We start from the raw sequence: 22,506 nt of genomic DNA, 5'->3' as shown, positions 1-22,506 counted from the left end.
GCAACGGCCTCGGCGCCATCAAGGCCGTCGCGGCGGCGAGCCTCGCGCTGCGCGGCGACGGCACCCATATCGTGCCGCTCGACGCCTGCGTGGAGACCATGCGCCAGACCGGCCACGACATGAGCGTCAAGTACAAGGAAACCTCGACCGGCGGTCTCGCCGTCAACCTCCCGGAGTGCTGAGAGCACCCGATCGCCCGCCTTGGCGTGGCCCATCTCCACCCGGTTGACGCGGGGCCGCGCTTCGGTCGAACTGGGCCAGACCCGTTGAGGGGCGAGACAGGGGAGAGGCGGATGATCGACGATGTGTCAGGGCTCTGGATCGGGCGCGTCTGGCTTCCCGAGGCGGCGGGACCGGCTGTCGTCACGCTCCGTGACGGCGAGATCATCGACATCACCGGCAAGGGCGCCGCGACCGTCTCGGAGATCCTTGAGAAAGACGACCCGGCGGATTTCGTCCGGCACGCGCCAGGCCGCGCGCTCGGACCGCTGGCCGAGATCGCCGAGGCTCCTCCCGGCGACGCCGCGGCGATCCACTTCCTCGCACCCTGCGACCTGCAGGCGGTCAAGGCCTGCGGCGTGACCTTCGCGCGCTCGATGGTCGAGCGGGTGATCGAGGAAAAGGCCGCCGGCGACCCCGCGCGCGCCGAGGCGATCCGCGCGCGGGTCGGCGCGGTCATCGGCGACAGTCTCCGCGACATCCGCGCGGGCTCGGACGAGGCGCAGCGGGTCAAGCAGGCGCTGATCGGCGAGGGGATGTGGTCGCAATACCTCGAAGTCGGGATCGGCCCGGACGCCGAGGTCTTCTCCAAGGCGCAGGTCCTGTCCTCGGTCGGTCCCGGCGCGGAGATCGGCCTGCATCCGGTCTCGACCTGGAACAACCCCGAGCCCGAAGTCGTGCTGGCGGTCTCGTCGGCCGGCCGGATCGTCGGCGCCACGCTCGGCAACGACGTGAACCTCCGCGATGTCGAGGGACGCTCGGCGCTGCTGCTCTCGAAGGCGAAGGACAACAACGCCTCCTCGGCGATCGGCCCGATGATCCGGCTCTTCGACGCGACCTTCTCGCTCGACGACGTGCGCCGGGCGGAGCTGACGCTGCGGGTCGAGGGGCCGGAGGGTTTCGTGCTGGACGGCCATTCGTCGATGTCGGAGATCAGCCGCGATCCCGAGGATCTGGTGCGCCAGACCATCGGCCGGCATCATCAGTATCCGGACGGGTTCATGCTCTATCTCGGCACGCTCTTCGCGCCCACGGAGGACCGCGACGTGAAGGGCGAGGGGTTCACACACAAGATCGGCGACACGGTGACGATCTCGGCCCCCGGCCTCGGGAGCCTCGTCAACACCGTGCGGCTCTCGACCGAGTGCGCGCCCTGGACCTTCGGCATCTCCGCGCTGATGCGCAATCTGGCGGGGCGCGGCCTCGTCTGAGGCCTGGCCGCGCCGGTTATGCCGCGCCGGTGCCTACCGCGCCGGGATTCGATAGATCCGCGCGGCGTTGTCGCGAAAGAGCGCGGCCCGCTCGGTCTCCGACAGATCGGCGACGATCGCGTCGAACGCGGCCCAGAGCGTCGGGTAGTCGCCATAGAGCTTGTCGACGGGGAAGTTCGAAGCGAACATCGCCCGCTCGGTCCCGAAGGCGTCGAGCACCTCCAGCACCAGCGGACGGATGCTCTCGACCGACCAGCGATGGTCGAGCATCCCGAGCCCGCTGATCTTGACCGAGAGATTGTCGCGCGCCGCGAGCATCCGCAGCCCGTCCCGCCACTCGCGCCAGCCGGCGAGGTGGCGGTCCGCCCACATGCCGGCGTGGTTGAGGATGATCGCGGTCTCCGGGTGCTCCGCCGCGAGGTCCGCCGCCTGTCGCATCTGGCCCGGGTAGAGTTGCAGGTCGAAGCTGAGCCCCAGGGCCCCGAGCCGCGCGAACCCCCGCCGCCAGACCGGGTCGTCCATGAAGTCGCGCCCGACATAATTGTAGAGCGGATCGGCGTGACGGTTCAGCACCTGCCGGATGCCCCGGAACGCCGGCTGGGCGCGGTGCCCCTCCAGAACCGCGTCGATGTCGGGCGACGACAGATCCGCGTGCCCGACCACGACGATCGGCACCGGGCTCTGATCGGCGACCGCCTGAAGCGCACGGGTCTCCGCGACCGGATCGGTCGGGAAAGCCTCGACATGGACCGCGCCGAGGATCTCCACCGCATCCCCCGACTCGGCGAGGAACTCGTCGAGCAGGTAGCTCCGCGCGATCGGCGTGTTGTCGCCGCCGAAGTCCGCGGAGGGCGTCTCGAGGCCCGGATAGAGGCCGGTCGAAAGGTCCCAGAGATGGATATGCGGGTCGATGACCCGGAGAGACTTCGGCACCGCGCCCGCTCCTACTGCAGGTTCACGAAGGCGCCGCCATCGGCGAGGAAACCCGCGCCGGTGACGTAGCGCGCCATGTCGGAGGCGAGGAAGATCGCCGGGCCGACGATATCCTCCGGCTCGCCGAGCCGACCGAGCGGGATGCGCTTGTTCATCCGGGCGATCTTCTCCTCGGTCAGATCCTCCTTGTTGATGTCGGTCTTGATGGTGCCGATGAAGACCGAGTTGCAGCGGATGCCATGCGGGCCAAGCGAGATGGCGCAGGATTGCATCAGCGAATGGACCGCCGCCTTGGTCGGCGTGTAATGGGTCTGGAACTCGCCGCCGACCAGCGCGCTGATCGAACTCATCGCGACGATCGCCCCGCCCGTGCCCTGCTTGACCATCTGCGCGGCCGCCGCCTGGGTCGCATAGAAGGCGCCGAAGTAGTTCACTTCCGTGGTGTGGCGCATCACATCGGCGGGCATGTCGAGGAAGGCGTGGAACGGGCAGATCCCGGCGTTGCTGACCAGAACGTCGACCTTGCCGAAGGTCTCCACCGCCGCTTCGACCATCACGCGGCTCGTGTCCGGGTCGGCCACGTCGCCCTTCGCGGCCACCGACCGGCGGCCCAGCGACCGGATCTCCTCGACCACTTCCTCGCCCGGACCCGAGCGGTAGTTGACCACGACATCGGCCCCCTCGCGGGCGCAGCCGAGCGCGATCGCCCGTCCGATGCCGCGGGACCCGCCGGTTACGATGACGACCTTACCGTCGAGCAGCATGGTATCTCCCTGGAATTCTTGTCGGACTCCCGCGCTCCGGCTCAGCCGCGCCCGGGATCTCTGGTGAAGGACTATCTCAGCGGCCCGCGGGTGGTGCAAGCGTGCCGCCGGATCACGCGGCCGGGCGGAGGCATCGCTCCGCCCGGCCGGAGGCATCGCGGGATCAGAGCCCGAAATACCGCGGCAGCCACATCGTCAGCGCCGGGAAATAGGTCACGATCAGGAGCGTCGCGAAGAGGAGCAGGTAGAACGGCCCGAGCGCCTTCACCGCCGTTTCCACCCGCACCCTGGCGACGCCCGCGCCCACGAAGAGGCCGGTGCCGACCGGTGGCGTGATCGTCCCGATGGCGAGGTTGAAGACCAGGATGATGCCGAAATGCACCGGGTCGTAGCCGACCTTCTGGGCGATCGGCAGCAGGATCGGCGTGAAGATCAGGATCGCCGGCCCCATGTCCATGAAGCAGCCCACCACCAGCAGCACGATGTTGATGATCAGCATGACGATGATCGGGTTTTCCGAGATCGCGAGGATGAGCGAGGTCACGGCCGCCGGGATGCCGGTGAAGGCCATCGCGAAGCTGAGCGCCGCGGAGGCCGCGAGCAGCAGCATGATGGTCCCGGTCATGTGGACGGTTTCCATCAGGAACCGCGGCAGCGCCTCCAGCGGCATGGTGCGATGGATCACGAAGGCGAGCAGCATCGTGTAGATGACCGCGATCCCCGAAGCCTCGACCGCCGTGACAATGCCGAGCATGATGCCGCCGATGATGAAGACGATCAGCATGAGGCTCGGGATGGCGCGACCGATGATCCGGAGCGCCTCCGCTCCGCTCACGCCTCCGGCGACCGGCCAGCCGCGGCGGCGCGCGACGAAGGCCGTCAGCACCATCATGCCGAGCCCCCAGATCATGCCCGCGACCGCGCCACCGAGGAAGAGCGCCGCGATCGAGGCACCGCCGGCGACGAGCGAATAGATGATGAAGGCCGTCGAGGGCGGGATCAGCATCCCCGTGGGCGCCGAGGCGATATTGACCGCCGCCGCGAACCCGGGGTCGTAGCCCTCGCGCTTCTGCATCGGCACCATGACACCGCCGATCGAGGTCGAGGCGGCGATCGCCGAACCCGAGATCGAGCCGAAGAGCATGTTGCCGGCGATATTGGTCTGCGCCAGCGAGCCCGGAACGCGCCCGGCGATCAGCTTGGCGAAATCGACCAGCCGCACGGCGATGCCGCCCGAGTTCATGATGACGCCGGACAGGATGAAGAAGGGCACCGCGAGCAGCGAGAAACTGTCGAGGCTCGCCAGCATCTTCTGCGCCGCGGTGAAGAGCGCCATGTCGAGCGGCACGATCAGCATGACCGCGGCCAGCGCCGCCGCCGTGATCGAGAGCGCCAGCGGGATGCCGATCAGGGTCAGCACGCCGAAGACGAGCGCGAGAATGAGGCTTGCTTGTCCGGCCATGCTTAGTCTCCGTGCGCTTCGACTTCTTCCTCGAGGTCGACGTGATGGGTCACGCCGCGGGCGAGGTCGAAGAGGTTCAGGACGCTGTAGACGACCATCAGCGCGCCGCTGACGGGAAGGGACAGGTAGACCCAGCTCATCGGGATCTGCATGACCGCGCTCTTCTGCATCGAGGCGATGGTGACGCCGCGCATCCCGCCCCAGATCAGCACCACGGCGGCGAAGAGGATGAAGAAGACCGCGATCACCGCGTCGAGCCGCAGCCTGCCCGCGCGGCCGAGCCGGTCGCGCAGGAGATCGACGGAGAGATGGCTGCCCTTGCCCACGGCATAGGCCGCGCCGAGCAATGACATCCAGATGACGCCGTAGCGCAGCATTTCCTCGGTGGTCGAGGACGGCGCGTTCATCGCGTAGCGGCTGATGACCTGCCAGGCCAGCACGACCACCAGCCCCGCGAGCAGGACGCAGCAGACGAAGCCGAGCGTCAGGTCGAGGGCCCGGCGCAACCCGGCCATCATTTCGCCCCGTCTTCGCGGATCGCGCTCACGACAGCCTGTTTCTCGGGGTCGAGCTCGTCATAGATCGGCGCCACCGCCTCGCGGAAGGGTGCGACATCGACCTCGTGAACGGTGACGCCGAATTCCTCCTGGGCCTGCTTGCTCGCCTCATCCACGGCGGCGGTCCAGAGCGACTTGTGGAACTCGGTCGATTCCTTCGCCGCCTCGGTGACGGCGGTCCGCTGCTCCTCGGTCAGCCGGTCGAGCGTCGAGGCGGCGATCAGGAGCACATCGGGGATGCGGGTGTGGCCGTCGAGCGTGTAGTGCTTGGCAACCTCGGCGTGGCGGGCGATCGTCAGCGCGAATTCGTTGTTCTCCGCGCCGTCGAGCACGCCCTGCTGCAGCGAGGTATAGACCTCCGCCTGCCCCATCGCGACCGGTGTGGCGCCGAGAAGCTCGGTCATCCGGATCGCCGTCGGGCTCTGCAGCACGCGGATCTTCAGCCCCGCGAGATCGGCCACCGACTCGACCGGCTTGCTGACCGTGTAGAAGTTGCGCGCACCCGAATTGTAATAGGTGAGGCCAACAACGCCCATGGCGCGGGTCGCCTCGTAGATCGGTTGCATCACCTCCGGGTCGTCCATGACCGTGTAGTAATGCGCCTCATCGTCGAAGAGATACGGCAGGGCGAAGACGCCGTAGACCGGCGCGAAGCTCTCCATCAGCCCGGCCGAGACCTTGGTGATGTCGAGCACGCCGCCCTGCAGCATCTCGACCATCTCGCGCTCGCCCCCGAGCTGGCTGTCGGGGAAGAACTGCACGGTCACGTCGCCGCCGCTCTTCTCGGCCACGAGCTCGCCGAACTTCTGCATGGCCTCGACGGTCGGCGCCGCGTTCTGCGCGTAGCCGAAACGCAGGGTCTCGGCCTGCGCGGCTCCGGCGGCGAGAACGAGCGCGATGGCGGTCAGGGTCTTGGTCATGGCGGTCATGGGCATGGCAGTCATGGGGTTTCCTCCTCCGTTCGTTTTGCGACTCAGATGTAGCCGCGCAGGTATTCGGCCAGAGCGAACATCGCCATCGCCTGCCCGTAGGGCATCGAGGTCAGCTTGATCTGGCGGTAGTAGTCGAGATCCGAGCCCATGGCGGTGCCGAACGACGTGTTCAGGAGTTCGCCCTCGGCGTTGATGTTGTCGATGACGCCCTTGATCGCCCGCTCGGCGACCAGCGCGTAATCGGCCGGGAGGTAGCGCTTGCGCACCCCCTTCAGGAGCCCATAGGCGAAACCCGCCGCCGCCGAGGCTTCGAGATAGCTTCCGGAATCGTCCACGAGCGTGTGCCAGAGCCCGCTCTCGTCCTGCGTCTCGCGCAGCGCGGCCGCCTGGCGGTTGAGGAGCGACAGAAGGTGCCGGCGCAGCGGATCATTGGCCGGCAGGTCGAGCATCTCGACGAATTCCGGGATCGCGATGGTGATCCAGCTGTTGCCCCGCGCCCAGAGCGCCCGGGCGAAATTGTGGTCGCCGTCGAAGGTCCAGCCGTGGAACCAGAGCCCGGTCCGCGTATCGGCGAGATACTGCGCGTGGATCAGGAACTGGTACTTCGCCTCCTCGACATATTCCGGACGGTTCAGGACCTGGCCGATCCTGGCGAGGGGCATCACGCTCATCATCAGCGTGTCGTCCCACATCTGCTGGTCGTTCACGCTGTTGTAGACGATGTGCTGCAACCCGCCCTCGCGCGTGCGCGGCATCTCGTACATGACCCATTCGGCCCAGGTCTCGAGATAGGGAATCCAGCGCGGATCGCGGTCCTGCTCATAGAGGCAGGCCAGCGTCAGGAAGGGCGCGACGGTGTTGATGTTCTTCGTCGGCGTGCCCTCGGCCAGACGGGCGTCGAACCAGTCGCGGATGATCTTCATGGCCTTCTGGCTGCCGGTCAGCTGCCAGTATTTCATCAACCCGTAGAGACCGACACCATGGGTCCATTCCCAGCCGGCCCAGCCCTTGGTGTCGATGACCCGCCCGTCTTCGAGACGCAGCAGGAACTCTCCGGTTTCATCGGTGATGCTGATGAGGTTGTCGGCCAGCCGCTCGATCAGCGCCGCGACCTCGTCGCGGGACATGAAGCGCTCCTTCCGCCGCAGCAACGGATGCATACGCGGTCTCCCTTTTGGTTTGGTATTTTCAGAATGTCGTTTCGAGAAATAAGAAACCATAATCCGTTTTGAAAATCAACACCGTTTCGCACCGTCGGTACCGTTCTCGAGTTTTCGATCAAGACATTGAATATACAAGGTTTAAATCGGCGCCTCGGGTGCCTTGACAGACGCATCCGAAAAATTCAGAATGGTAGTCCATAAAATATGGAACGACACCATGGCCGAATCCTCGCAGAAGACCGAAAACGCCGCCGCCGTGCTGAAGGTGTTCGCCATACTCGAATCTCTGGGCGAGGAGCGGCGCGCCTCTCTCGCCGACATCGCGCAGCGGGCGATGACCTCGAAGACCACGGCGCATCGCCTGCTCAGGACGATGATGCATCTCGGCTATGTCGAGCAGGAGCCGGAGACCGAGAAATACGGGCTGACGCTGAAACTCTTCGGCCTCGGCGCGCGCGTGCTGCGTGGGCAGGACGATCTCCTGCGCGCGGCGGATCGCGAGATGGGCAGGCTGTCGCGCGCGACGGGAGAGTCGGTCAATCTGGGCGTGATGGACGATTTCGATCAGCGCGTGGCTTATATCCACAAGTACGATTCCGCCTACACGCTCTCGATGCAATCGACCCTCGGCAAGCGGAACCCGCTCTATTCGACCTCGCTCGGCAAGGCGCTGCTGGCCTTCCGCGATGACGACGAGATCCGCGAGCGGATCGCGCGGATGCAGATGAAGAAACTCGCGCCCGGCACGATCACCGACCCGGAAGAGCTGTTCCGGCAGTTGATGGAGGTGCGCGCCCAAGGCTACGCCGAGGAGATCGAGGAAAGCGAGGCGGGCGTGCGCTGCATGGCCGTGCCGATTCTCGACTACGCCGGCCGCTCAGTCGCCGCGATCAGCGTGGCCTTCCCGCTGATCCGCTTCGACGAGGCTCGCAAGCCCGAATATGCCCGGCTGCTGCTGGAAGCCGGCCGCGGCGCCTCGGCGGCGCTCGGTCACGGCTGAGCGCCCCGCCCGACCCTCCCGACCATCCGGTTCAACATGACCGGCGCTGACGGGCGCCGGTCACGGTCGCGGCCTTGTAAGATCCCGAAAGATCAGACCGGCTCGTAGGGCCGGTGCAGCTTGACCTCCGGATTGAGCCGGACGCCGAAGCCGGGCTTGTCGAGCTCGGAGGCCTTCATGCGGCCGTTGACCGGCACCGGCTCGTCGAGCAGCAGCGGCGTGAAGGCGGGGCGCACCTCGTCTGCGTTCGGCGCCGTCATGATGATCTCGGTGAAGGGGCTGTTGTGACGCGTGATCACGAAATGATAGCTGTAGACGCCCGAGCCATGCGGCACCATCAGCGCGCCATGCGCGTCGGCGAGCGCCGAGATCTTGATGAGTTCCGTGATGCCGCCGCACCAGTTCACATCCGGCTGGATGATGTCGCAGCAGCCCATTTCGAGCAGCATGCGGAAGCCCCAGCGCGTGGCCTCATGCTCGCCGGTCGTGACCAGCATGCCCTTGGGCACGTTGCGCCTGAGCTCGGCATAGCCCCAGTAATCGTCGGGCGAGAGGCATTCCTCGACCCATTTCAGACCGAACTCATGCGCCTTCTCGGCGAGCTTGATCGAATAGTTCAGATCGAGGCTCATCCAGCAGTCGAACATGAGCCAGAAGTCCTCGCCCACCCGGTTCCGCATGTCCTCGAGCTTGGCGATGTTCTTCCGCATCCCCTCCTCGCCCTCGGCCGGGCCGTGCTGGAGCGGCATCTTGCCACCGATGAAACCCATCTCCTTGGCGAGATCGGGCCGCGCGCCGGTCGCATAGAAGGTCAGCTCGTCGCGCACCGGACCGCCGAGAAGCGCGTGCACCGGCTCCTCGCGGAGCTTGCCGAGCAGATCCCAGAGCGCGATGTCGACGCCGGAGATGGTGTTCAGCACCACGCCCTTGCGGCCGTAATACTGCGTCGCGAAATACATCTGATCCCAGATCTTCTCGATCTCGGTGACCTTGCGGCCGACGAGAAACCGCGACAGGTGCCGCTCCACGACGAAGGCGCCGATCTCGCCCGCCGTGGTGACGCCGAGGCCGATGGTGCCGTCGCTCGCCTCGACCTCGATCACCAGCGTGCCGAGCACGTTGATGCCGAAGGAGCGGCGGCTCTGGCGGTATTCCTCGTAGCGCGCCATCGGCGTCGAGATATGGTCGTCGATCCAGTGATAGCCTACCTGGTCGTGATAATCGGCGCCGCCGCCGCGCACCGTGAAGGCGCGAACCGCCTTGATCGTGGGAATGGCCATGGGTGTTTCCTCGTTTCGCCCGTCATCGGGCTCTGGTGAAGGGGATCGCCGGACGGGCCGGCGATCGCGATTGTCCGCGGGAAGCGCTCAGGACGGCCGGGAGGGCACGGCCGGCACCTCGCTCTTCCGGCCGATGGCGAGGATGAGCGCTGCGCCGAGCAGCGTGGTGCAGGCGAGCAGGTAGAGCCCCGCCGACTGCGAGGCGAAGGCGGCCTCGGCCCAGGTCTTGACGTTCGGGGCGACGAAACCGCCGAGCGCGCCGATCGAATTGATGAGCGCGATACCCGCCGCCGCCGCGACACCGCCGAGATAGCTGGTCGGGAAGGTCCAGAAGATCGGCTGCACCGCGATGAACCCGGCCGCGGCGAAGCAGAGCGCGACCATCGCGAGGAAGGGCGAGGCGGTCGCCACCGAACAGGCGATGCCGATCCCGGCCACGGCCATCGTCGCCGCCGCGTATTCGCGCCGCTGACCGGAGGCATCCGACATGCGCGGCAGGTAGTAGGCGGCGACGAGCGCGCAGACCCAGGGGATCGCGGTCACGATGCCGACCATCAGCCCGACATTGGTCCCGAGCAGGCTCGCAACCTGCGTCGGCAGGTAGAAGACCACGCCATAGACGCTCATCTGGATCAGGAAATAGATCGCGGCGAAATGCAGGACCTTACGGCTGCGCATGGCCGACATCATATGCGCCGGACCATGGGCGGTCTTGTGGCTGTCCTCGGCGTCGAGCGCGGCGGTGAGTTCCCGCTTCTCCGCGTCGGTGAGCCATTTCGCGTCCTTCGGCCGGTTGTCGAGGTAGAAGAAGGCCCAGACCCCGACTACCGCCGCGAGCAGGCCTTCCACCATGAAGAGCCACTGCCAGCCATGCAGACCGCCGAAGCCGTCGAATTCGAGCAGCAGCCCGGACAGCGGGCTGCCGAAGATGAAGGCGAGCGGCGCGCCGAAATAGAAGAGCCCCATCGCGCGCCCGCGGAAGGCCGAGGGGAACCAGTAGGTCAGGTAGAGGATGACACCGGGAAAGAACCCCGCCTCCGCCGCGCCGAGCAGCACCCGGAGCAGGTAGAAGGTGAATTCGTTGTGCGCGAACATCATCGCGGCGGAAATGAGCCCCCAGGTCACCATGATCCGCGCCATCCAGATCTTGGCACCGACGCGGTGCATGATCAGGTTCGACGGCACTTCGAGGAGCGCGTAGCCGAGGAAGAAGATCGAGGCGCCGAGCGCGAAGGCCGCGTCCGAGATGCCGGTATCGGCCTGGAACGCCGTCTTGGCGAAGCCGACATTGGCCCGGTCGAGGAACGCCAGCACGTACATGAGCAGGAGAAACGGCAGCAGCCGTTTCGTGACCTTGGTGATCGTGGCCTCCAGCGAGGCGGTTGGCGGATTGGACAAGACTGGACTCCCCCTGGAACGGGCGCTCCGGCGGTCGCTGATCGATCCACCAGGCTGGGCCCGATGTTTTGGCATTTGGTTCGGTCGAGGTCGGCGCCGCCCCGCGGATCCCCGCGACGGATGGCGCGTATCGGGCCTGTTCCCCAGGCCGGGTCATTTCGGGCCGGATCATTTCGGGCCGGCTCATTTCAGGCCGGATGAGCCGGGCCAGATAGGTCAGGCCGGGGCCGCGCGATGGCGCGGTCCCGGGTCAGGCGATCAGTAGACGGCGCGGCCGCCCGAAATATCGAAGACGGCGCCGGTCGAGAAGGAACAGTCTTCCGAGGCGAGCCAGCCGATCATCGCCGCGGCCTCGTCCACTTCGAGGAAGCGCCCCATCGGGATGCGCGACAGCATGAAGTCGATGTGCCGCTGCTCCATCTGCGCGAAGATATCGGTGCGCGCCGCCGCCGGCGTGATGCAGTTCACCAGCACCCCGGTGTCGGCCAGTTCCTTGCCCAGCGACTTGGTGAGGCCGATCAGCCCGGCCTTGGACGCCGAATAATGCGAGGCGGTGGGGTTGCCCTCCTTGCCGGCGATCGAGGCCACGTTGACGATCCGGCCATAGCCATTCGCGATCAGATGCGGCACGACCGCCTTGCAGGTGATGAAGGGTCCGATCAGGTTCACTTCGATCACGCGGCGCCAGACCTCGGTCTCGAGATCCCAGAGCCTGGCATTGCCACCGGTGATGCCGGCGTTGTTGACGAGGATGTCGATCTTGCCATGCGCGGCGAGCGTGCCGTCGGTCGCGGCGGTCACCGAGGCCTCGTCGGTCAGTTCGACGGTCTGGGTCGAGACCCGGCCCCCGCCCTGCCCGCTCGCACCAAGCTCGGCGGCGGCTTCTTCGAGGCGGGCCGCGTCGATATCCCAGAGCGAGACCGAAGCGCCCGAGGCGAGCATCCGTTGCGCGGCGGCGTAGCCGATGCCCCGCGCGCCGCCGGTGATGATGGCGACCCGATCCTTGAGATCAATCGTGTTCATGAAACTTCCCTCAGGCCTGGACGGTGGTCTGTTGCTGTTCGCCAAGGCCGGAAATGCCGAGGCGCATGGTCTGGCCCGCCTTGAGATAGAGCGGCGGCTTCTGGCCCAGACCGACGCCGGGGGGCGTTCCCGTCGCGATCACGTCGCCGGGCTGGAGGCTCATGAACTGGCTGATGTAGCTCACCACATGCGCGACGCCGAAGATCATCGTGCGCGTGCCGCCGTTCTGGAACCGGTGGCCGTCGACCTCCAGCCACATGTCGAGATCCTGCGGATCGGGCACTTCGTCGGCGGTCACGAGCCAGGGTCCCAGCGGCCCGAAGGTGTCGCAGCCCTTGCCCTTGTCCCACTGGCCGCCGCGTTCGATCTGATAGGCCCGCTCGGACACGTCGTTGACGACGCAGTAGCCGGCGACATGCGAGAGCGCATCCGCCTCGCTCACGTATTTGGCGGGCTTGCCGATGACAATGCCGAGCTCGACCTCCCAGTCGGTCTTCTCCGATCCGCGCGGGATCTCGACATCGTCGTTGGGACCGCAGATCGAACTTGTCGCTTTCATGAAGAGCACGGGTTCCGTCGGGATGGCGAGGCCGCTTTCGATCGCATGGTCGGAATAGTTGAGGCCGACGCAGACGAGCTTGCCCACCGATCCGACGCAGGCGCCGATCCGCGGATCGCCTTCGACCAGCGGGAGCGTCCCCGGATCGACCGCTTTGAGCCGTGCGAGGTTTTCGGGCAGGAGGGTCTCGCCGGCGATGTCGGCCACCATGTCCGAGAGGTCGCGCAAGCGTCCCTCCGTGTCGAGCAGCGCCGGGCGCTCGCTCCCCTTCTCGCCGTAGCGAACAAGCTTCATTCTGTCCTCCTCCCTCGATGCGACCGTTCTCGATCCTCATCTAGACCGGCCGGCGGATTTGGTACTACCCGATTCGGCGATAACAGGATAATGAGAGTTTGTGTTCAGGCAATTCCATTTGGTTATCACATGACAGAGCTCGCACCGGGCGCGCTGCTGACACGTCTCCGCTTCAGGCAGCTTCGTCTCGTGGAGGTTCTGGAGCGGACGAGGAACCTCCGCAGGGCGGCGTCCGAGATGAACATGACCCAACCGGCCGCCACCAAGATCCTGAAGGATCTGGAGGACACGCTCGGAACGCGGCTCTTCGATCGCACGTCGCGCGGCATGGCACCGACCGAAATCGGCGCGCATGTGGTGGAATATGCCCGGCGGACGCTGAGCGAGGGGGAGCGCTTCTCGGACGCGCTCTCCAATCTCAGGCGCGGCGGCTACGGCGCGCTCGCGGTCGGGGCGATCATGGCCATCGCCTCGGACCTGCTGCCACGAGCGATCGCGGAACTGAAGCGGCGGCGGCCGCTGATGATGGTCCGTGTGCTCGCCAGCACGAGCGACGAACTCGTCGCGGCGCTCGATCGCGGCGAGCTCGATCTCGCGATCGGCCGCGTGCCGGAACCGCGAGACCGTGCCAGGTTCGATCTCGAACCGCTCGCGCGCGAGGAGCTCTGGGTCTTCGCCGCCGCGTCCCACCCCTATGCCGCCAGCGAGCATCTCGATCTCGCCGAGGTCGCGGCGATGCCCTGCGTCCTGCAGCCCGCGCCGAGCCCGATGCGCCTGATCATCGAGGCGGCGCTGGCGGCGGAAGGCCACGGGCCGCCGGAGAATGTGGTGGAGACCACCTCGATCTTCGCGACCCTCAGCCTCGTACGGCACGCGGGCATGATCTCGGTGCTGCCGAGCACCATCGTCGCGCAGGCGGTCGAGAGCGGCGATTTCGCGCGCCTACCCGTCACGATCGGCAACGATCTCGCCCCCTACGGCATCCTCACCCGCAAGGACACGGAGCCGACGCCGAACGCGGCCGAGTTCATCTCGATCGTCCGCGCCCTGGCCCCGCCGCCGTTTTCATGCTCGGAGACATGATTCCTCCCGCCCGACGACGCGGCGCCGCGAGGGATCCGGCGGCGGATGTTCGAGTCGAATGGCCCTGAAACCGCCGCGTTCCGGCGCGCGCCGTCATGTCCGATAATACAGCGCGTGGGCGTGGGACGTTGGTCCGCACCCATCGCACCCGACGTCCGACTTTGGGCGCGGCCCTGAAGCGCGCGACGGCGGCCGCGCGGCCGGATTGCCAATTGGCAATTTCAGGCCTTTCCGTCACCGAACCGCGCGGAGAGATAACCATCGAAGGCCGCGCGGAGGTCCTCTTCGGACATGGCCTCGCCGAACTCGATCGTCACGACACCGCGCTTCCTACGGACCTGAAACTCGGGTTCGGCGGAGCGCGAGCGCCCCGGGGTCGCCCTGCCCTGCCCCGCCTTCCTGAGCCGGGCCACGACTTCGGCGGCGGGAACGGCCGCGGCCCCGCCCGCGGCGGCGAGCGCCTCCGCCTCGGCGATGACCCGCCGCCGCGCCGCCGGATCGACCAGCAGCGGCTTCAGGACCCGAGCGTGCAGTTCCCTGATCTCACGAAGGCTCGGGAAGGCGGCGACGATCTCCGGCGGAAGCTTCGCAAGCTGCAGATACCGCGACAGCCACGCTTCGGAGACCTCGAGCCGCGCCGCCATCGTCTTCTGCCGCCCGCCGTAATAGCGTTCGAGTGCCTGGGCATAATCGATCGCCCGTTCGTAGTCGGACAGATCCTCGCGGTCGCGGTTCTCGATATCGGCGAGGCGGAAGGCTTCCTCGTCGGTCAGTTCCCGTTCATCGACCAGATAGCGGAACTGCGGGTAGTTGTTCGCACGGAGCCAGGTGATCGCGAAATGCCTCCGGGCACCGCAGATCACCTCGTACCGGGGGCCCTCCCCCGTCCGCGTCCGCACGATCGCCGGAAATTCCTGCCGCCCCTGAGCCCGGATCGAATCGATCAGATCCGCGCAATTCTCCGGTGTGAGCAGGTCGTAGGCCCGATTGTGACCCACCCACATGACGCAATCTTCGGGATCGACCCAGCGAAGGGTCTTTTCCTCGCGCGATCCCGTCTCCGCCAGCGCATTGGCACGGTTGAGAAACCGGGCCCCTGCCCTGTCACGAACCGGCGCCTGATCCGGCATGTCCTTCAGGATGTCGTCGAAGGCCTGGTGGCGTTTCACAGCAGCCCCTCCCGGCGCAGGGCGCGGTGATGGCTGGGCCAGGTCTTCCGCGCCAGCAGTTCGATCTCGCGTCCGACCGCGTCGAGATAGGCGCGGCAGCGCTTGTGCGTCTCGGTCCGGGTGGCCGGACCGGTCAGCTCGTAGACCGTGCCCAGATTGGCGGTGGCATTGTCGATCTCGGCGGAGTCCTTCAGCGTGGCCGTCAGCATGTCCTGCGGAAACACCGCGTCCATCATCCGCTTGATCGCCAGATGCGCCGATTTCTGGTCGTTCATCTTCGATGCGAGAACCTTGACGAAGCTGTACTGCCGCGCGCCCCCGGCCCGTGCCAGCTCCGACAGCGTGGCCTCCATCATCTTCAGGAAATGCGCGGTCGAGGCGAAGTCGATGTTGTTCGGCGGCGCCGGCACCAGAAGCGCGTTGGCCGCCCGCAGCACCGAGAGCGACAACATGCCGAGCGCCGGCGGCGGGTCGAGCAGGATGACATCGAACTGGTCCGCGATGCTCTCGACGCCCTCGCGGAGACGGTCGAGGATGAAGGCCGGTTCGCGCGCCATCCGGGCGGCGAACTCGTATTCGGCGTCGTAGAGACCGAGATTGGCCGGAATGATGGCGATACCGGGCCAGTAGGTCGCCCGGAGCGCGTAGCGCAGCGATTTCGGCCCGCCGTGCCGGAAGAACGGATAGAGCGTGTCTTCTTCCTCGTTCACATCCACATCAGGGTTCAGACCGAAGATCGCCGTGGTCGAGGCCTGGCTGTCGCAGTCGATCACGCAAACCCTGTAGCCACGCAGCGCGAAGAACTGGGCGAGATGCGTCACCAGAGTGGACTTGCCCACGCCACCCTTGAAGTTCTGCACCGCGAGTACCAGCGGCGGGTCGCCCTCGGCCCGCCGCGGCTGGGTGCCGAACACCTCGCGCATCCTGTTCACATCGGCCAGCGAGTAGCCGTTGCGGCGGCCAGTCCCCGGATCCTTCTCGGGCTGAGGCAGGCGGCCGTCCGCCTCGGCGTCGCGAATGGCCTTCTCCGTCCGTCCGGCCATCTCGGCCGCGGTGCGAACGTTGAACCTGAGCTCAAGGCGCTTTTCCGATCCGGGCGCAAAGACCCGCTCGCGCAACCGCTCGATAACGGTGGCAGCGCGGCGACTCAGCAAGGAAAGCTCGGTGAGGGTTACCGGAGGCAACACCGGCGGTGTATGAATGGTCATGGCACTGCTCGCTCGTGGTGCTTTTTCCGTCGGAGGATGATGGAAGGGCCGCCTCAAGTAAAGTTCGGATATTCGGGAGCCGTGCCGAAAAAACCGGAAGTGGGTCATTCGCAGCATAGGGAGCGGAATCTCGAGGTGTTCGCGTCCAGATATCGGGTCCCGCCATCCCGAATTGTAAGGGGACGGGCGACGCGTGGGCCTCAGGCGGCTAACAGTCAATGTGGATAAAACCAAACTCGGTATTCAGGATTCAGAAGATTCACGGTTCATGCTGAGCATGGGATTGAATTTGAAAGGGAATTCGGAGGATGGCTTACGTTCCGGGTGGATTCGCCCTACGAATCGGGACCGGTGCGCTTACGGACCGGGTGATCCAGGCCAACATATCGGGACGCATGCGTGGCGCTTACATTCCGGGTGAGACGATGCACGCGCGGAGCAGCGACGGTTTCGCGAATGAAATCAGCAGTCTGCGAATCGCAACGAACGGGAGTGCCGGCTGGAGCTTACAAATCGGGTGCCGAACCGGGCAGGTCTGCCGTGAGCCTTGGAAAATTACACCGCTTGGGATACAAACGTAAGCGATCCGACGTAAGAACACGGACAGGCACGGTTGCAAGGGCGGTTGGCTGGCATGGCGGAGAGGCTCTACAGGACGATCGAGGCGCGGCCGACGGCGGAAAGCCTGATCAAGCCGGGCGAGCTCGTGGACCTGATCGAGGTGACGCCGCTGTCGCTCACCGACCGGCGCATCTACAACCAGCTCCTCGAGAACGCCTGGGAAGCGATCGACAAGCCCGTGACCCATGTCATCGCCAAGTCGGTGCTTCGCGGCAGCCACAATTCCAACGACCGGATCGGTGACAGCATCGAGCGGCTGATGTCGGCGATCGTCAAGGTCGCGGTCAACTGGGACGGTGAGGCGGCCGTCGAGCGTGTGCAGCTTCTCGGCGGAAACCTCGAAGGCCTGCGGTCGGACGGGATGCTCGAATACGAGATCCCGGCGCGGCTCAGAAAGATCATCGGCAATTCGACGGTCTTCGCCCGCCTGCAGCGGGAGGTGATGTTCGCGCTGTCGTCGAAGTACGCTCTGACGCTTTACGAGATGGTCCAGAAGCGCGGAAACCTTCGGTGGAAGGCCTCGGAGCGGTTCGGGCTGGAGCAGATCCGGGGAATACTGGGGGTGCCGAAGGGCAAGCTGTCCTCATGGTCGAACCTCAGGCTTCGCGCGATCGATCCGGCGGTGACCGAGGTCAACGCGCTCTCGGATTTCCTGGTCGAGATCGAGCCGATCAAGACGGGCAGGGCGGTGACGCATGTCGAGTTGCGCTGGTGGCGCAAGGACGGCGACGCGCGGGGCGCCGCGGACCGTGCGCTCCAGTTCTCCCGGGTCGGCCGCCGGACGCGCGCGGAGGGCAGGGTGGAGGAGGTGGTCCCGGCCACGATGCCGGCGTCGCGGCCGGCCTGGCTGGCGGCGCGAGGCCCGGCGCTCCGAACGGAAACCTACGAAACGGCCCGTCTCCGGCACCCCGGTTACGACATATATTTCGTGGAGGCGGAGTGGCGCGCGTGGTCGGTGAACCGGCCGGCACCCGACGATTCCGACCGCGCCTTCCTCGCGTTCTTTCGGAAATTCGCCGAGGGCAATCCGCTCTGAGGAGGGTATCCTGAGAGATTGCCAAGTGGCAACTTCAAAGGTAAGATACTGAAATAAAATATATTAATGAGACGGTCAGGCCGAGCGAGTATCACTCGCGGATCGGATTGGACAACCGGTCGAGGGCGATACGAGTCGGCCCCTGATCCATTTCGCCTGCGATGTCCGCGGACCGTCGGCGGCGTGACGCCAACGGGGCAGGGGGTCGCCCTGCCGCGACCCGAACCAAAGGAGTCCGGTGCTTCGGTGCTCCGAAGCTCACCGGCCCGGCGGGAACGTCCGCCGCCAGAGCGCGAGCAGTTGCGCGCGCTTCTGCCGGTCGAGCCCCACGAGCAGCACCGGATTGAGCGGCACGTATCGGATCGCCGCGCCGCCCCTGACCGTGGCCGCCGCCTCGGGCTCGTTCACGAAGGTATCGGTCAGCGCCCGCTGACCGGCCGGATGGAGCAGGAAGTCGATCAGCGCTCCGGCCGCGCCCGGACTGGGCGCAGCCTTCGGGATGAAGGCGGCGCGCGACAGGACGAGCGTGTAGTCGCTCGGCGCCACCACCCCGATGTTCGGGTTCATCTCGGCCCGCGCCATCGCATAGGGGCGCAGCACGTTGTAGCCTATCAGGTAGTCGCCGCGCCCGACCGCGTCGACGATCTCCGCCGAGCAGCAGGTCGCGACCGCCCCGGTCCGCCCGAAGGCCTCGATCAGCCGGCCGAAGGTCGTCGCCTGGGTCGAGTCGAGGAAGGCGAAGAGATAGCCGATCCCCGAGGCCTCGATGTCATAGGTCGCGACCCGACCGCGATAGGCGCCATCGTCGCGGCGGAGCAGGTCGAGCAGGTCGAAGCGCGACACCGGCGCGTCTTCCGGCGGTACCAGCGCGCGATTGTAGACCATGACCGCCGACTCGCGGGTCAGGCCGAAAAGCTCGCCGCGCCAGTTGCGCTCGGGCGGCAGAGCGAGCGTCGCGGGCGAAGTGTAGGGCTGGGCGCAGCCGTCGTTGACGAGCTTCACCTGCTGATCGACAGCGGAACTCATCACCAGATCGGCCGGGGGCGCATCGCCGCGGCAGGCGGCGGCGGCGATCGCGGCCAGGTCGTTGGTGTTCCACTGTTCCAGCGTCACGGCGATTTCCGGATTCTCCGCCGTGAAGGCCCGCATCGCCGGGTCGAGATTGCCGATGTCGAGCGCCCCCCGAAGGAGAATCCGGTAGGAGGCCGGCCCCTCGCCATAGGTCGCCACCGCTTCCGGCCCCGGTTGGGCCCAGGCCAGGGCGGGCAGCACGAGCGCGATCACGTGCGCTGCGAGATTCACGGCGCCGCCTCCGCCAGCGGCAGCGCCAGGGCGACCTCGAAATGCCCTGCGGGCGTGTGTCCGAAGCGGAGTTCCCCTCCATGCGCGCGCGCGACCTCGGCGACGATCGAGAGGCCGAGCCCCGCGCTCGTCCGCGAGACGCCGGAGCTTCGCGCGAAACGGGTCGCCGCGTCCGCCCAGATCTCGCGCGGCATGCCGGGCCCGGTGTCGGTGACCGCGAGCACCGCCGCGCCGGCTTCGCTCCTGACCGAGATCGTGACCGGCGCCCGGCCGTGGCGGAGCGCGTTGAAGAGCAGGTTCTTGCTCGCCTCCGAGAGCGAGAGCGCGTCGCCGAGGCAATGGACCGGCTCGTCCGGCAGATCGAGTTCGAGATCGGCGGCGGAGGCGAGGAGATCGTGGTCCGTCTCCGCCGTCGCCTGGACCGCGACGGCGCGCAGGTCGATCACTTCGCGCGGGACCGCGTCGGCACGGTGGATGATGAGTGCGCGGCTCAGCATCTGGTCGGTCAGCCGGCTGAGCGTGACCGAGCGGTCGTGGATGCGGCCGATGATCGCGCGCGTCCGCTCCGGGTCGGATTCCTCCGCCGCCAGTTCGGCCTGGGCGCGCAGCGCGGCGATCGGCGTGCGAAGCTGGTGCGAGGCATCGGCGATGATCGTGCCCGTCGCCTCGGCCTGTCGGGCGAGCCGGGCCATGAACCGGTTCATCGCACCCACGAGCCGCGCGATCTCGCGCGGGACCGGCGTCGTGATCGGCGTGAGGTCGGTCGGTCTGCGCCCGGCGATCTCCCGGCCGATCCGGGTCAACGGGTCGAGCGCCGAGCGGGTCGCGAAGATCGCGAGCAGGACCATGAAGAGCGCCGCGAGCCCCATGATGACGAGCGCCCGCTCGGTGATCTGGCGGGCGAGCGCGTCGCGGGCGCGGGTGGTCTGGCCGACCACGACCGTCACGGGGCCGGAGAAATCACGCTCCGCGAAGAGCCGGGGCGAGACCGCGAACCGCGCCTTCTCCCCCGTGATCTCGCCATTGTGGAACCCCTCCGCCGCCTGCTCGGGCCGGGGCAGGTCGTAGCCGGTCGCGATGCGCCCGTCGGGGCCGAAGACGGCATAGACCACCCGGTCATCGGGCGAGAGCGCGAGCAGTTCGAAGGCGCTGTGCGGCAGGTCCACGACGACCCGGCCGTCGAGCGGCGCCGCCGCGTCGGCGATCTGCCGCGCGGCGCCGAGGAGCAGCCGGTCGTAGGCCTGCTGCGCGGCGTCCCGGCCATAGGCGAAGGCGAGCGTCGCGATCAGGCCCGCGCCGATCGCGAGCAGGAGGGCGAGGACGAGGCCGAGGCGCGCGGCGATCGACCCCTGTGAGACCGCGCGCTCCGCGCTCTCCTCACCGCTCCGCAACGAGCTGGTATCCGAGGCCGCGCAGGGTCCGGATCGACACCTGGCTGCCTTCGAGCTTGCGGCGGAGGCGCGCGATATAGGTCTCGACCGCGTTGACCCCGACCTCCTCGTCGTTGAAGGAGAACATCCGCTCGAAGATCCGGTCCTTCGGGATCACCCGTCCGCGTTCGGCGAGCATGATCTCGAGCAGGCTGAACTCGCGTCTCGTGAGCGGCACCGCCGCGCCCTGGACCTGTACGGCGCATTGTCTCGGGTCGAAGACGATATCGCCGAACTCGACCACCGAGGATTTGGTCTCGCCGACCCGGCGGATGAGCGCGCGCACCCGCGCCTGAAGCTCGCGCAGGTCGAAGGGCTTGACGAGATAGTCGTCGGCGCCCCCGTCGAGCGCCGAGACGCGGTCGTCGACCTTGGTTCGCGCCGTCAGCATCAGTACATGGGTCGCCGTCCCCGCGTCGCGCAGCGCGCGCAGCACATCCGTCCCGCTGCCGTCGGGCAGTTCGATGTCGAGGATCGCCACGTCATAGGCCTGAACGGCGATCAGATCCAGCGCGTCCGCGACCGTGCCCGCGTGATCGACCGCGTCGCCCCGGCGCGAAAAGCTCCGGGCGACCGCCTCCGCCACGTCCTCCGCATCCTCGAGCAGCAGCAGGCGCATCCCGATCTCCCGTCCGCCCAGGTCCGCCAGTGGCCGGATGAAAGCGGGAGCATAGTCCGAACGCGACCCCCGTGAAAGGCCGGTGATAACAGGAACGCGACAGCTGAGTACCTCGAAACACCCCGCTCTCGGGACGGTTCGCTGATTCGCTTTCGGTCAGGGATCTGCTCGGGAGATCGGCATGGCGAGGCAGCCTGGGTTCTTTGACTTCGACGACCGGATGAGGCGGCTGAGCGATCTTGGCGATCGGCCCAAGGCTTTCGCAGAGGCGGTGGATTTCAAGATGTTTCGGCCGAGCTCGAGGCGAGCGGCGCTGAACCATTCAGTTGGAACCAAGGGCGACCGCCCACCCTGCGATCCCCTCATGATGCTGAAGATCCTGATCATCCAGGCGCGGCACATTCTCAGCGACGGCCGCGCCGAGTTCCTAATCTCCGGCCTTCATGCAGTCCCTGGGTCTCAGGCTGCACGACCGGGTGCCCGACGCGAAGACGATTTGGTCCTTCAGGGAACGCCTCACGAAGGTCGGCGCGATCGAGGGCCTGTTCAGCCGGTTCGGCGCGGCACTCCGGAAGGCTGGCAACATCGCAACGTCCGGGCAGACCGTCGACAGCGCACTCGTCGCCGCGCCCAAGCAGCGAAATACCGAGGCTGAGAATCGCCGGATCAAGGCCGGCGAGAGCGCGGCCGAGATCTGGCCCGACGCCGGCGAAGGCGCGGCGGAAGGACACGAACGCCCGGTGGACAGAGTGCGATTCGGCAAGGCGCGCACGCGCGAGGACGGCGGCGTGCTGCCCGACCTCGAGATCATCGTCAACGCAGCCGGCGTTCAGAGACGGCACGCGTCGGAGGCGCCCGCTCGCCGACTGGTCCGACGTTCTCGAGGTCAACTTCACGGCGGTGTTCGATTTCTGCCAGATGGCGGGGCGCGTCATGCTCACGAGGCAGCGCGGGAAGATCATCAATGTCGCGTCACTCCTGTCCTTCTTTGGCGGCTTGACCGTGCCTGCCTACGCGACAAGCAAGGGGGGCGTCATGCAGCTCACGAAGGCGCTGTCGAACGAGTGGGCGTCGCGCGGCGTGAAGTCTTGTCCCAATGCTTCTCTAATCGCGTTGGTCAAGCGCTGGTGCCACGATTGGAGCGTTGATGCGTGCCGGGCTCCAGGATTCTCTCTGCGGTCGCATCGTGGCGCCGCATGTTTGCGTTCAGGGTCGGGATGGATCGAAATGGTGTGCGCGGTCG

At 66.9% G+C, this 22,506-nt stretch carries 21 protein-coding genes and 1 pseudogene; 7 read left to right on the top strand and 15 right to left on the bottom strand.

All coding sequences use genetic code 11. The features are described from left to right. Together ACLJK8_RS18110 and ACLJK8_RS18105 are read left to right on the top strand one after the other, a co-directional pair. The coding region (locus ACLJK8_RS18110; protein WP_413150517.1) for an L-serine ammonia-lyase, iron-sulfur-dependent, subunit beta at positions 1–182 on the top strand (182 nt) is incomplete at its 5' end. Positions 183–293: 111 nt separating this feature from the next. Next, positions 294–1,430 carry a fumarylacetoacetate hydrolase family protein gene (locus ACLJK8_RS18105; RefSeq protein WP_413151746.1) on the top strand — a complete coding sequence of 379 codons (1,137 nt, stop codon included), beginning with the start codon at positions 294–296 and terminating at the stop codon, positions 1,428–1,430. 33 nt (positions 1,431–1,463) lie between these two features. Here ACLJK8_RS18105 and ACLJK8_RS18100 read toward each other — a convergent pair whose 3' ends face one another. The 6 genes from ACLJK8_RS18100 to ACLJK8_RS18075 all read right to left on the bottom strand — a co-directional run bounded on the left by ACLJK8_RS18100 (position 1,464) and on the right by ACLJK8_RS18075 (position 7,238). Further along, entirely contained in the window at positions 1,464–2,363 is a 900-nt protein-coding gene (locus ACLJK8_RS18100; RefSeq protein ID WP_413151745.1) for an amidohydrolase family protein, read from the bottom strand. An 11-nt stretch (positions 2,364–2,374) separates the two neighbouring features. Beyond that, a complete protein-coding gene (locus ACLJK8_RS18095) occupies positions 2,375–3,127 on the bottom strand; it encodes an SDR family NAD(P)-dependent oxidoreductase (RefSeq protein ID WP_413151744.1) in 753 nt (250 codons plus the stop codon). A 163-nt stretch (positions 3,128–3,290) separates the two neighbouring features. Beyond that, complete coding sequence (locus ACLJK8_RS18090; RefSeq protein WP_413151743.1) at positions 3,291–4,589, bottom strand: TRAP transporter large permease; 1,299 nt, start codon at positions 4,587–4,589, stop codon at positions 3,291–3,293. Positions 4,590–4,591: 2 nt separating this feature from the next. Continuing rightward, positions 4,592–5,107, bottom strand: coding sequence for a TRAP transporter small permease (locus tag ACLJK8_RS18085; protein WP_413151742.1), 516 nt, complete (start codon positions 5,105–5,107; stop codon positions 4,592–4,594). Further along, positions 5,104–6,090, bottom strand: coding sequence for a TRAP transporter substrate-binding protein (locus ACLJK8_RS18080; protein WP_413151741.1), 987 nt, complete (start codon positions 6,088–6,090; stop codon positions 5,104–5,106). Before ACLJK8_RS18080 ends, ACLJK8_RS18085 begins: the two co-directional genes overlap by 4 nt. 29 nt (positions 6,091–6,119) lie before the next feature. Continuing rightward, positions 6,120–7,238 (bottom strand): glycoside hydrolase family 88/105 protein, encoded by a 1,119-nt coding sequence (locus ACLJK8_RS18075; RefSeq protein ID WP_413151740.1) that lies wholly within the window; start codon positions 7,236–7,238, stop codon positions 6,120–6,122. 220 nt (positions 7,239–7,458) lie between these two features. Here ACLJK8_RS18075 and kdgR point away from each other — a divergent pair, with 220 nt between their 5' ends. After that, positions 7,459–8,241, top strand: a complete 783-nt coding sequence (gene kdgR / locus ACLJK8_RS18070; protein WP_413151739.1) for a DNA-binding transcriptional regulator KdgR — start codon at positions 7,459–7,461, stop codon at positions 8,239–8,241. Positions 8,242–8,333: 92 nt separating this feature from the next. On the opposite strand, the gene rhmD is transcribed toward kdgR, so the two are convergent. The 4 genes from rhmD to ACLJK8_RS18050 form a co-directional block, all read right to left on the bottom strand. Further along, positions 8,334–9,521: an L-rhamnonate dehydratase gene (rhmD, locus tag ACLJK8_RS18065; RefSeq protein WP_413151738.1), complete on the bottom strand. Its 1,188-nt coding sequence runs from the start codon at positions 9,519–9,521 to the stop codon at positions 8,334–8,336. 87 nt (positions 9,522–9,608) lie between these two features. After that, on the bottom strand, positions 9,609–10,919 hold the full coding sequence (locus ACLJK8_RS18060; protein ID WP_413151737.1) for an MFS transporter: 1,311 nt from the start codon (positions 10,917–10,919) through the stop codon (positions 9,609–9,611). 258 nt (positions 10,920–11,177) lie between these two features. Continuing rightward, complete coding sequence (locus ACLJK8_RS18055; protein WP_413151736.1) at positions 11,178–11,942, bottom strand: SDR family NAD(P)-dependent oxidoreductase; 765 nt, start codon at positions 11,940–11,942, stop codon at positions 11,178–11,180. 10 nt (positions 11,943–11,952) lie between these two features. Further along, positions 11,953–12,795, bottom strand: a complete 843-nt coding sequence (locus ACLJK8_RS18050) for a fumarylacetoacetate hydrolase family protein (protein WP_413151735.1) — start codon at positions 12,793–12,795, stop codon at positions 11,953–11,955. 129 nt (positions 12,796–12,924) lie between these two features. Between ACLJK8_RS18050 and ACLJK8_RS18045 the strand changes: the two genes are divergently transcribed. Next, positions 12,925–13,878 (top strand): LysR family transcriptional regulator, encoded by a 954-nt coding sequence (locus tag ACLJK8_RS18045; RefSeq protein WP_413151734.1) that lies wholly within the window; start codon positions 12,925–12,927, stop codon positions 13,876–13,878. Positions 13,879–14,099: 221 nt separating this feature from the next. Here the strand turns inward: ACLJK8_RS18045 and ACLJK8_RS18040 are convergent, their stop codons facing one another. Together ACLJK8_RS18040 and ACLJK8_RS18035 are read right to left on the bottom strand one after the other, a co-directional pair. Further along, positions 14,100–15,047 carry a ParB/RepB/Spo0J family partition protein gene (locus ACLJK8_RS18040; RefSeq protein ID WP_413151733.1) on the bottom strand — a complete coding sequence of 316 codons (948 nt, stop codon included), beginning with the start codon at positions 15,045–15,047 and terminating at the stop codon, positions 14,100–14,102. Beyond that, on the bottom strand, positions 15,044–16,090 hold the full coding sequence (locus ACLJK8_RS18035) for an AAA family ATPase (protein ID WP_413151732.1): 1,047 nt from the start codon (positions 16,088–16,090) through the stop codon (positions 15,044–15,046). Before ACLJK8_RS18035 ends, ACLJK8_RS18040 begins: the two co-directional genes overlap by 4 nt. A 799-nt stretch (positions 16,091–16,889) precedes the next feature. Between ACLJK8_RS18035 and ACLJK8_RS18030 the strand changes: the two genes are divergently transcribed. Further along, positions 16,890–17,912, top strand: a complete 1,023-nt coding sequence (locus ACLJK8_RS18030) for a replication initiation protein (protein WP_413151731.1) — start codon at positions 16,890–16,892, stop codon at positions 17,910–17,912. A 258-nt stretch (positions 17,913–18,170) separates the two neighbouring features. Here ACLJK8_RS18030 and ACLJK8_RS18025 read toward each other — a convergent pair whose 3' ends face one another. From ACLJK8_RS18025 to ACLJK8_RS18015, 3 genes are read right to left on the bottom strand one after another with little or no spacing between them, the layout of a single operon-like run. After that, the gene (locus ACLJK8_RS18025) at positions 18,171–19,214 is read right to left on the bottom strand and encodes an ABC transporter substrate-binding protein (protein WP_413151730.1); all 1,044 of its coding nucleotides are present in this window, start codon (positions 19,212–19,214) and stop codon (positions 18,171–18,173) included. Continuing rightward, positions 19,211–20,605: a sensor histidine kinase N-terminal domain-containing protein gene (locus tag ACLJK8_RS18020; protein ID WP_413151729.1), complete on the bottom strand. Its 1,395-nt coding sequence runs from the start codon at positions 20,603–20,605 to the stop codon at positions 19,211–19,213. Before ACLJK8_RS18020 ends, ACLJK8_RS18025 begins: the two co-directional genes overlap by 4 nt. After that, entirely contained in the window at positions 20,592–21,263 is a 672-nt protein-coding gene (locus tag ACLJK8_RS18015; RefSeq protein WP_413151728.1) for a response regulator transcription factor, read from the bottom strand. Before ACLJK8_RS18015 ends, ACLJK8_RS18020 begins: the two co-directional genes overlap by 14 nt. 443 nt (positions 21,264–21,706) lie before the next feature. Between ACLJK8_RS18015 and ACLJK8_RS18010 the strand changes: the two are divergent. Both ACLJK8_RS18010 and ACLJK8_RS18005 read left to right on the top strand, forming a co-directional pair. After that, a pseudogene (locus ACLJK8_RS18010) lies at positions 21,707–21,805 on the top strand (transposase); the annotation flags it as partial. A 376-nt stretch (positions 21,806–22,181) separates the two neighbouring features. Beyond that, positions 22,182–22,506 (top strand): SDR family NAD(P)-dependent oxidoreductase (locus ACLJK8_RS18005; RefSeq protein ID WP_413151727.1); only part of this gene is annotated, 325 nt, incomplete at its 3' end.

The sequence above is a fragment of the Amaricoccus sp. W119 genome, assembly GCF_047275745.1.
Lineage (GTDB): Bacteria > Pseudomonadota > Alphaproteobacteria > Rhodobacterales > Rhodobacteraceae > Amaricoccus.
This window is presented reverse-complemented; position numbering and strand designations above follow the sequence as displayed.

Bases quoted from the DNA above. Each gene is read 5' to 3' on its own strand.
- ACLJK8_RS18105 (WP_413151746.1), top strand. From the start codon at position 294: ATGATCGACGATGTGTCAGGGCTCTGGATCGGGCGCGTCTGGCTTCCC.
- ACLJK8_RS18095 (WP_413151744.1), bottom strand. From the start codon at position 3,127: ATGCTGCTCGACGGTAAGGTCGTCATCGTAACCGGCGGGTCCCGCGGC.
- ACLJK8_RS18090 (WP_413151743.1), bottom strand. From the start codon at position 4,589: ATGGCCGGACAAGCAAGCCTCATTCTCGCGCTCGTCTTCGGCGTGCTG.
- ACLJK8_RS18085 (WP_413151742.1), bottom strand. From the start codon at position 5,107: ATGATGGCCGGGTTGCGCCGGGCCCTCGACCTGACGCTCGGCTTCGTC.
- ACLJK8_RS18080 (WP_413151741.1), bottom strand. From the start codon at position 6,090: ATGACTGCCATGCCCATGACCGCCATGACCAAGACCCTGACCGCCATC.
- ACLJK8_RS18075 (WP_413151740.1), bottom strand. From the start codon at position 7,238: ATGCATCCGTTGCTGCGGCGGAAGGAGCGCTTCATGTCCCGCGACGAG.
- kdgR (WP_413151739.1), top strand. From the start codon at position 7,459: ATGGCCGAATCCTCGCAGAAGACCGAAAACGCCGCCGCCGTGCTGAAG.
- rhmD (WP_413151738.1), bottom strand. From the start codon at position 9,521: ATGGCCATTCCCACGATCAAGGCGGTTCGCGCCTTCACGGTGCGCGGC.
- ACLJK8_RS18055 (WP_413151736.1), bottom strand. From the start codon at position 11,942: ATGAACACGATTGATCTCAAGGATCGGGTCGCCATCATCACCGGCGGC.
- ACLJK8_RS18050 (WP_413151735.1), bottom strand. From the start codon at position 12,795: ATGAAGCTTGTTCGCTACGGCGAGAAGGGGAGCGAGCGCCCGGCGCTG.
- ACLJK8_RS18045 (WP_413151734.1), top strand. From the start codon at position 12,925: ATGACAGAGCTCGCACCGGGCGCGCTGCTGACACGTCTCCGCTTCAGG.
- ACLJK8_RS18035 (WP_413151732.1), bottom strand. From the start codon at position 16,090: ATGGCCGGACGGACGGAGAAGGCCATTCGCGACGCCGAGGCGGACGGC.
- ACLJK8_RS18030 (WP_413151731.1), top strand. From the start codon at position 16,890: ATGGCGGAGAGGCTCTACAGGACGATCGAGGCGCGGCCGACGGCGGAA.
- ACLJK8_RS18015 (WP_413151728.1), bottom strand. From the start codon at position 21,263: ATGCGCCTGCTGCTGCTCGAGGATGCGGAGGACGTGGCGGAGGCGGTC.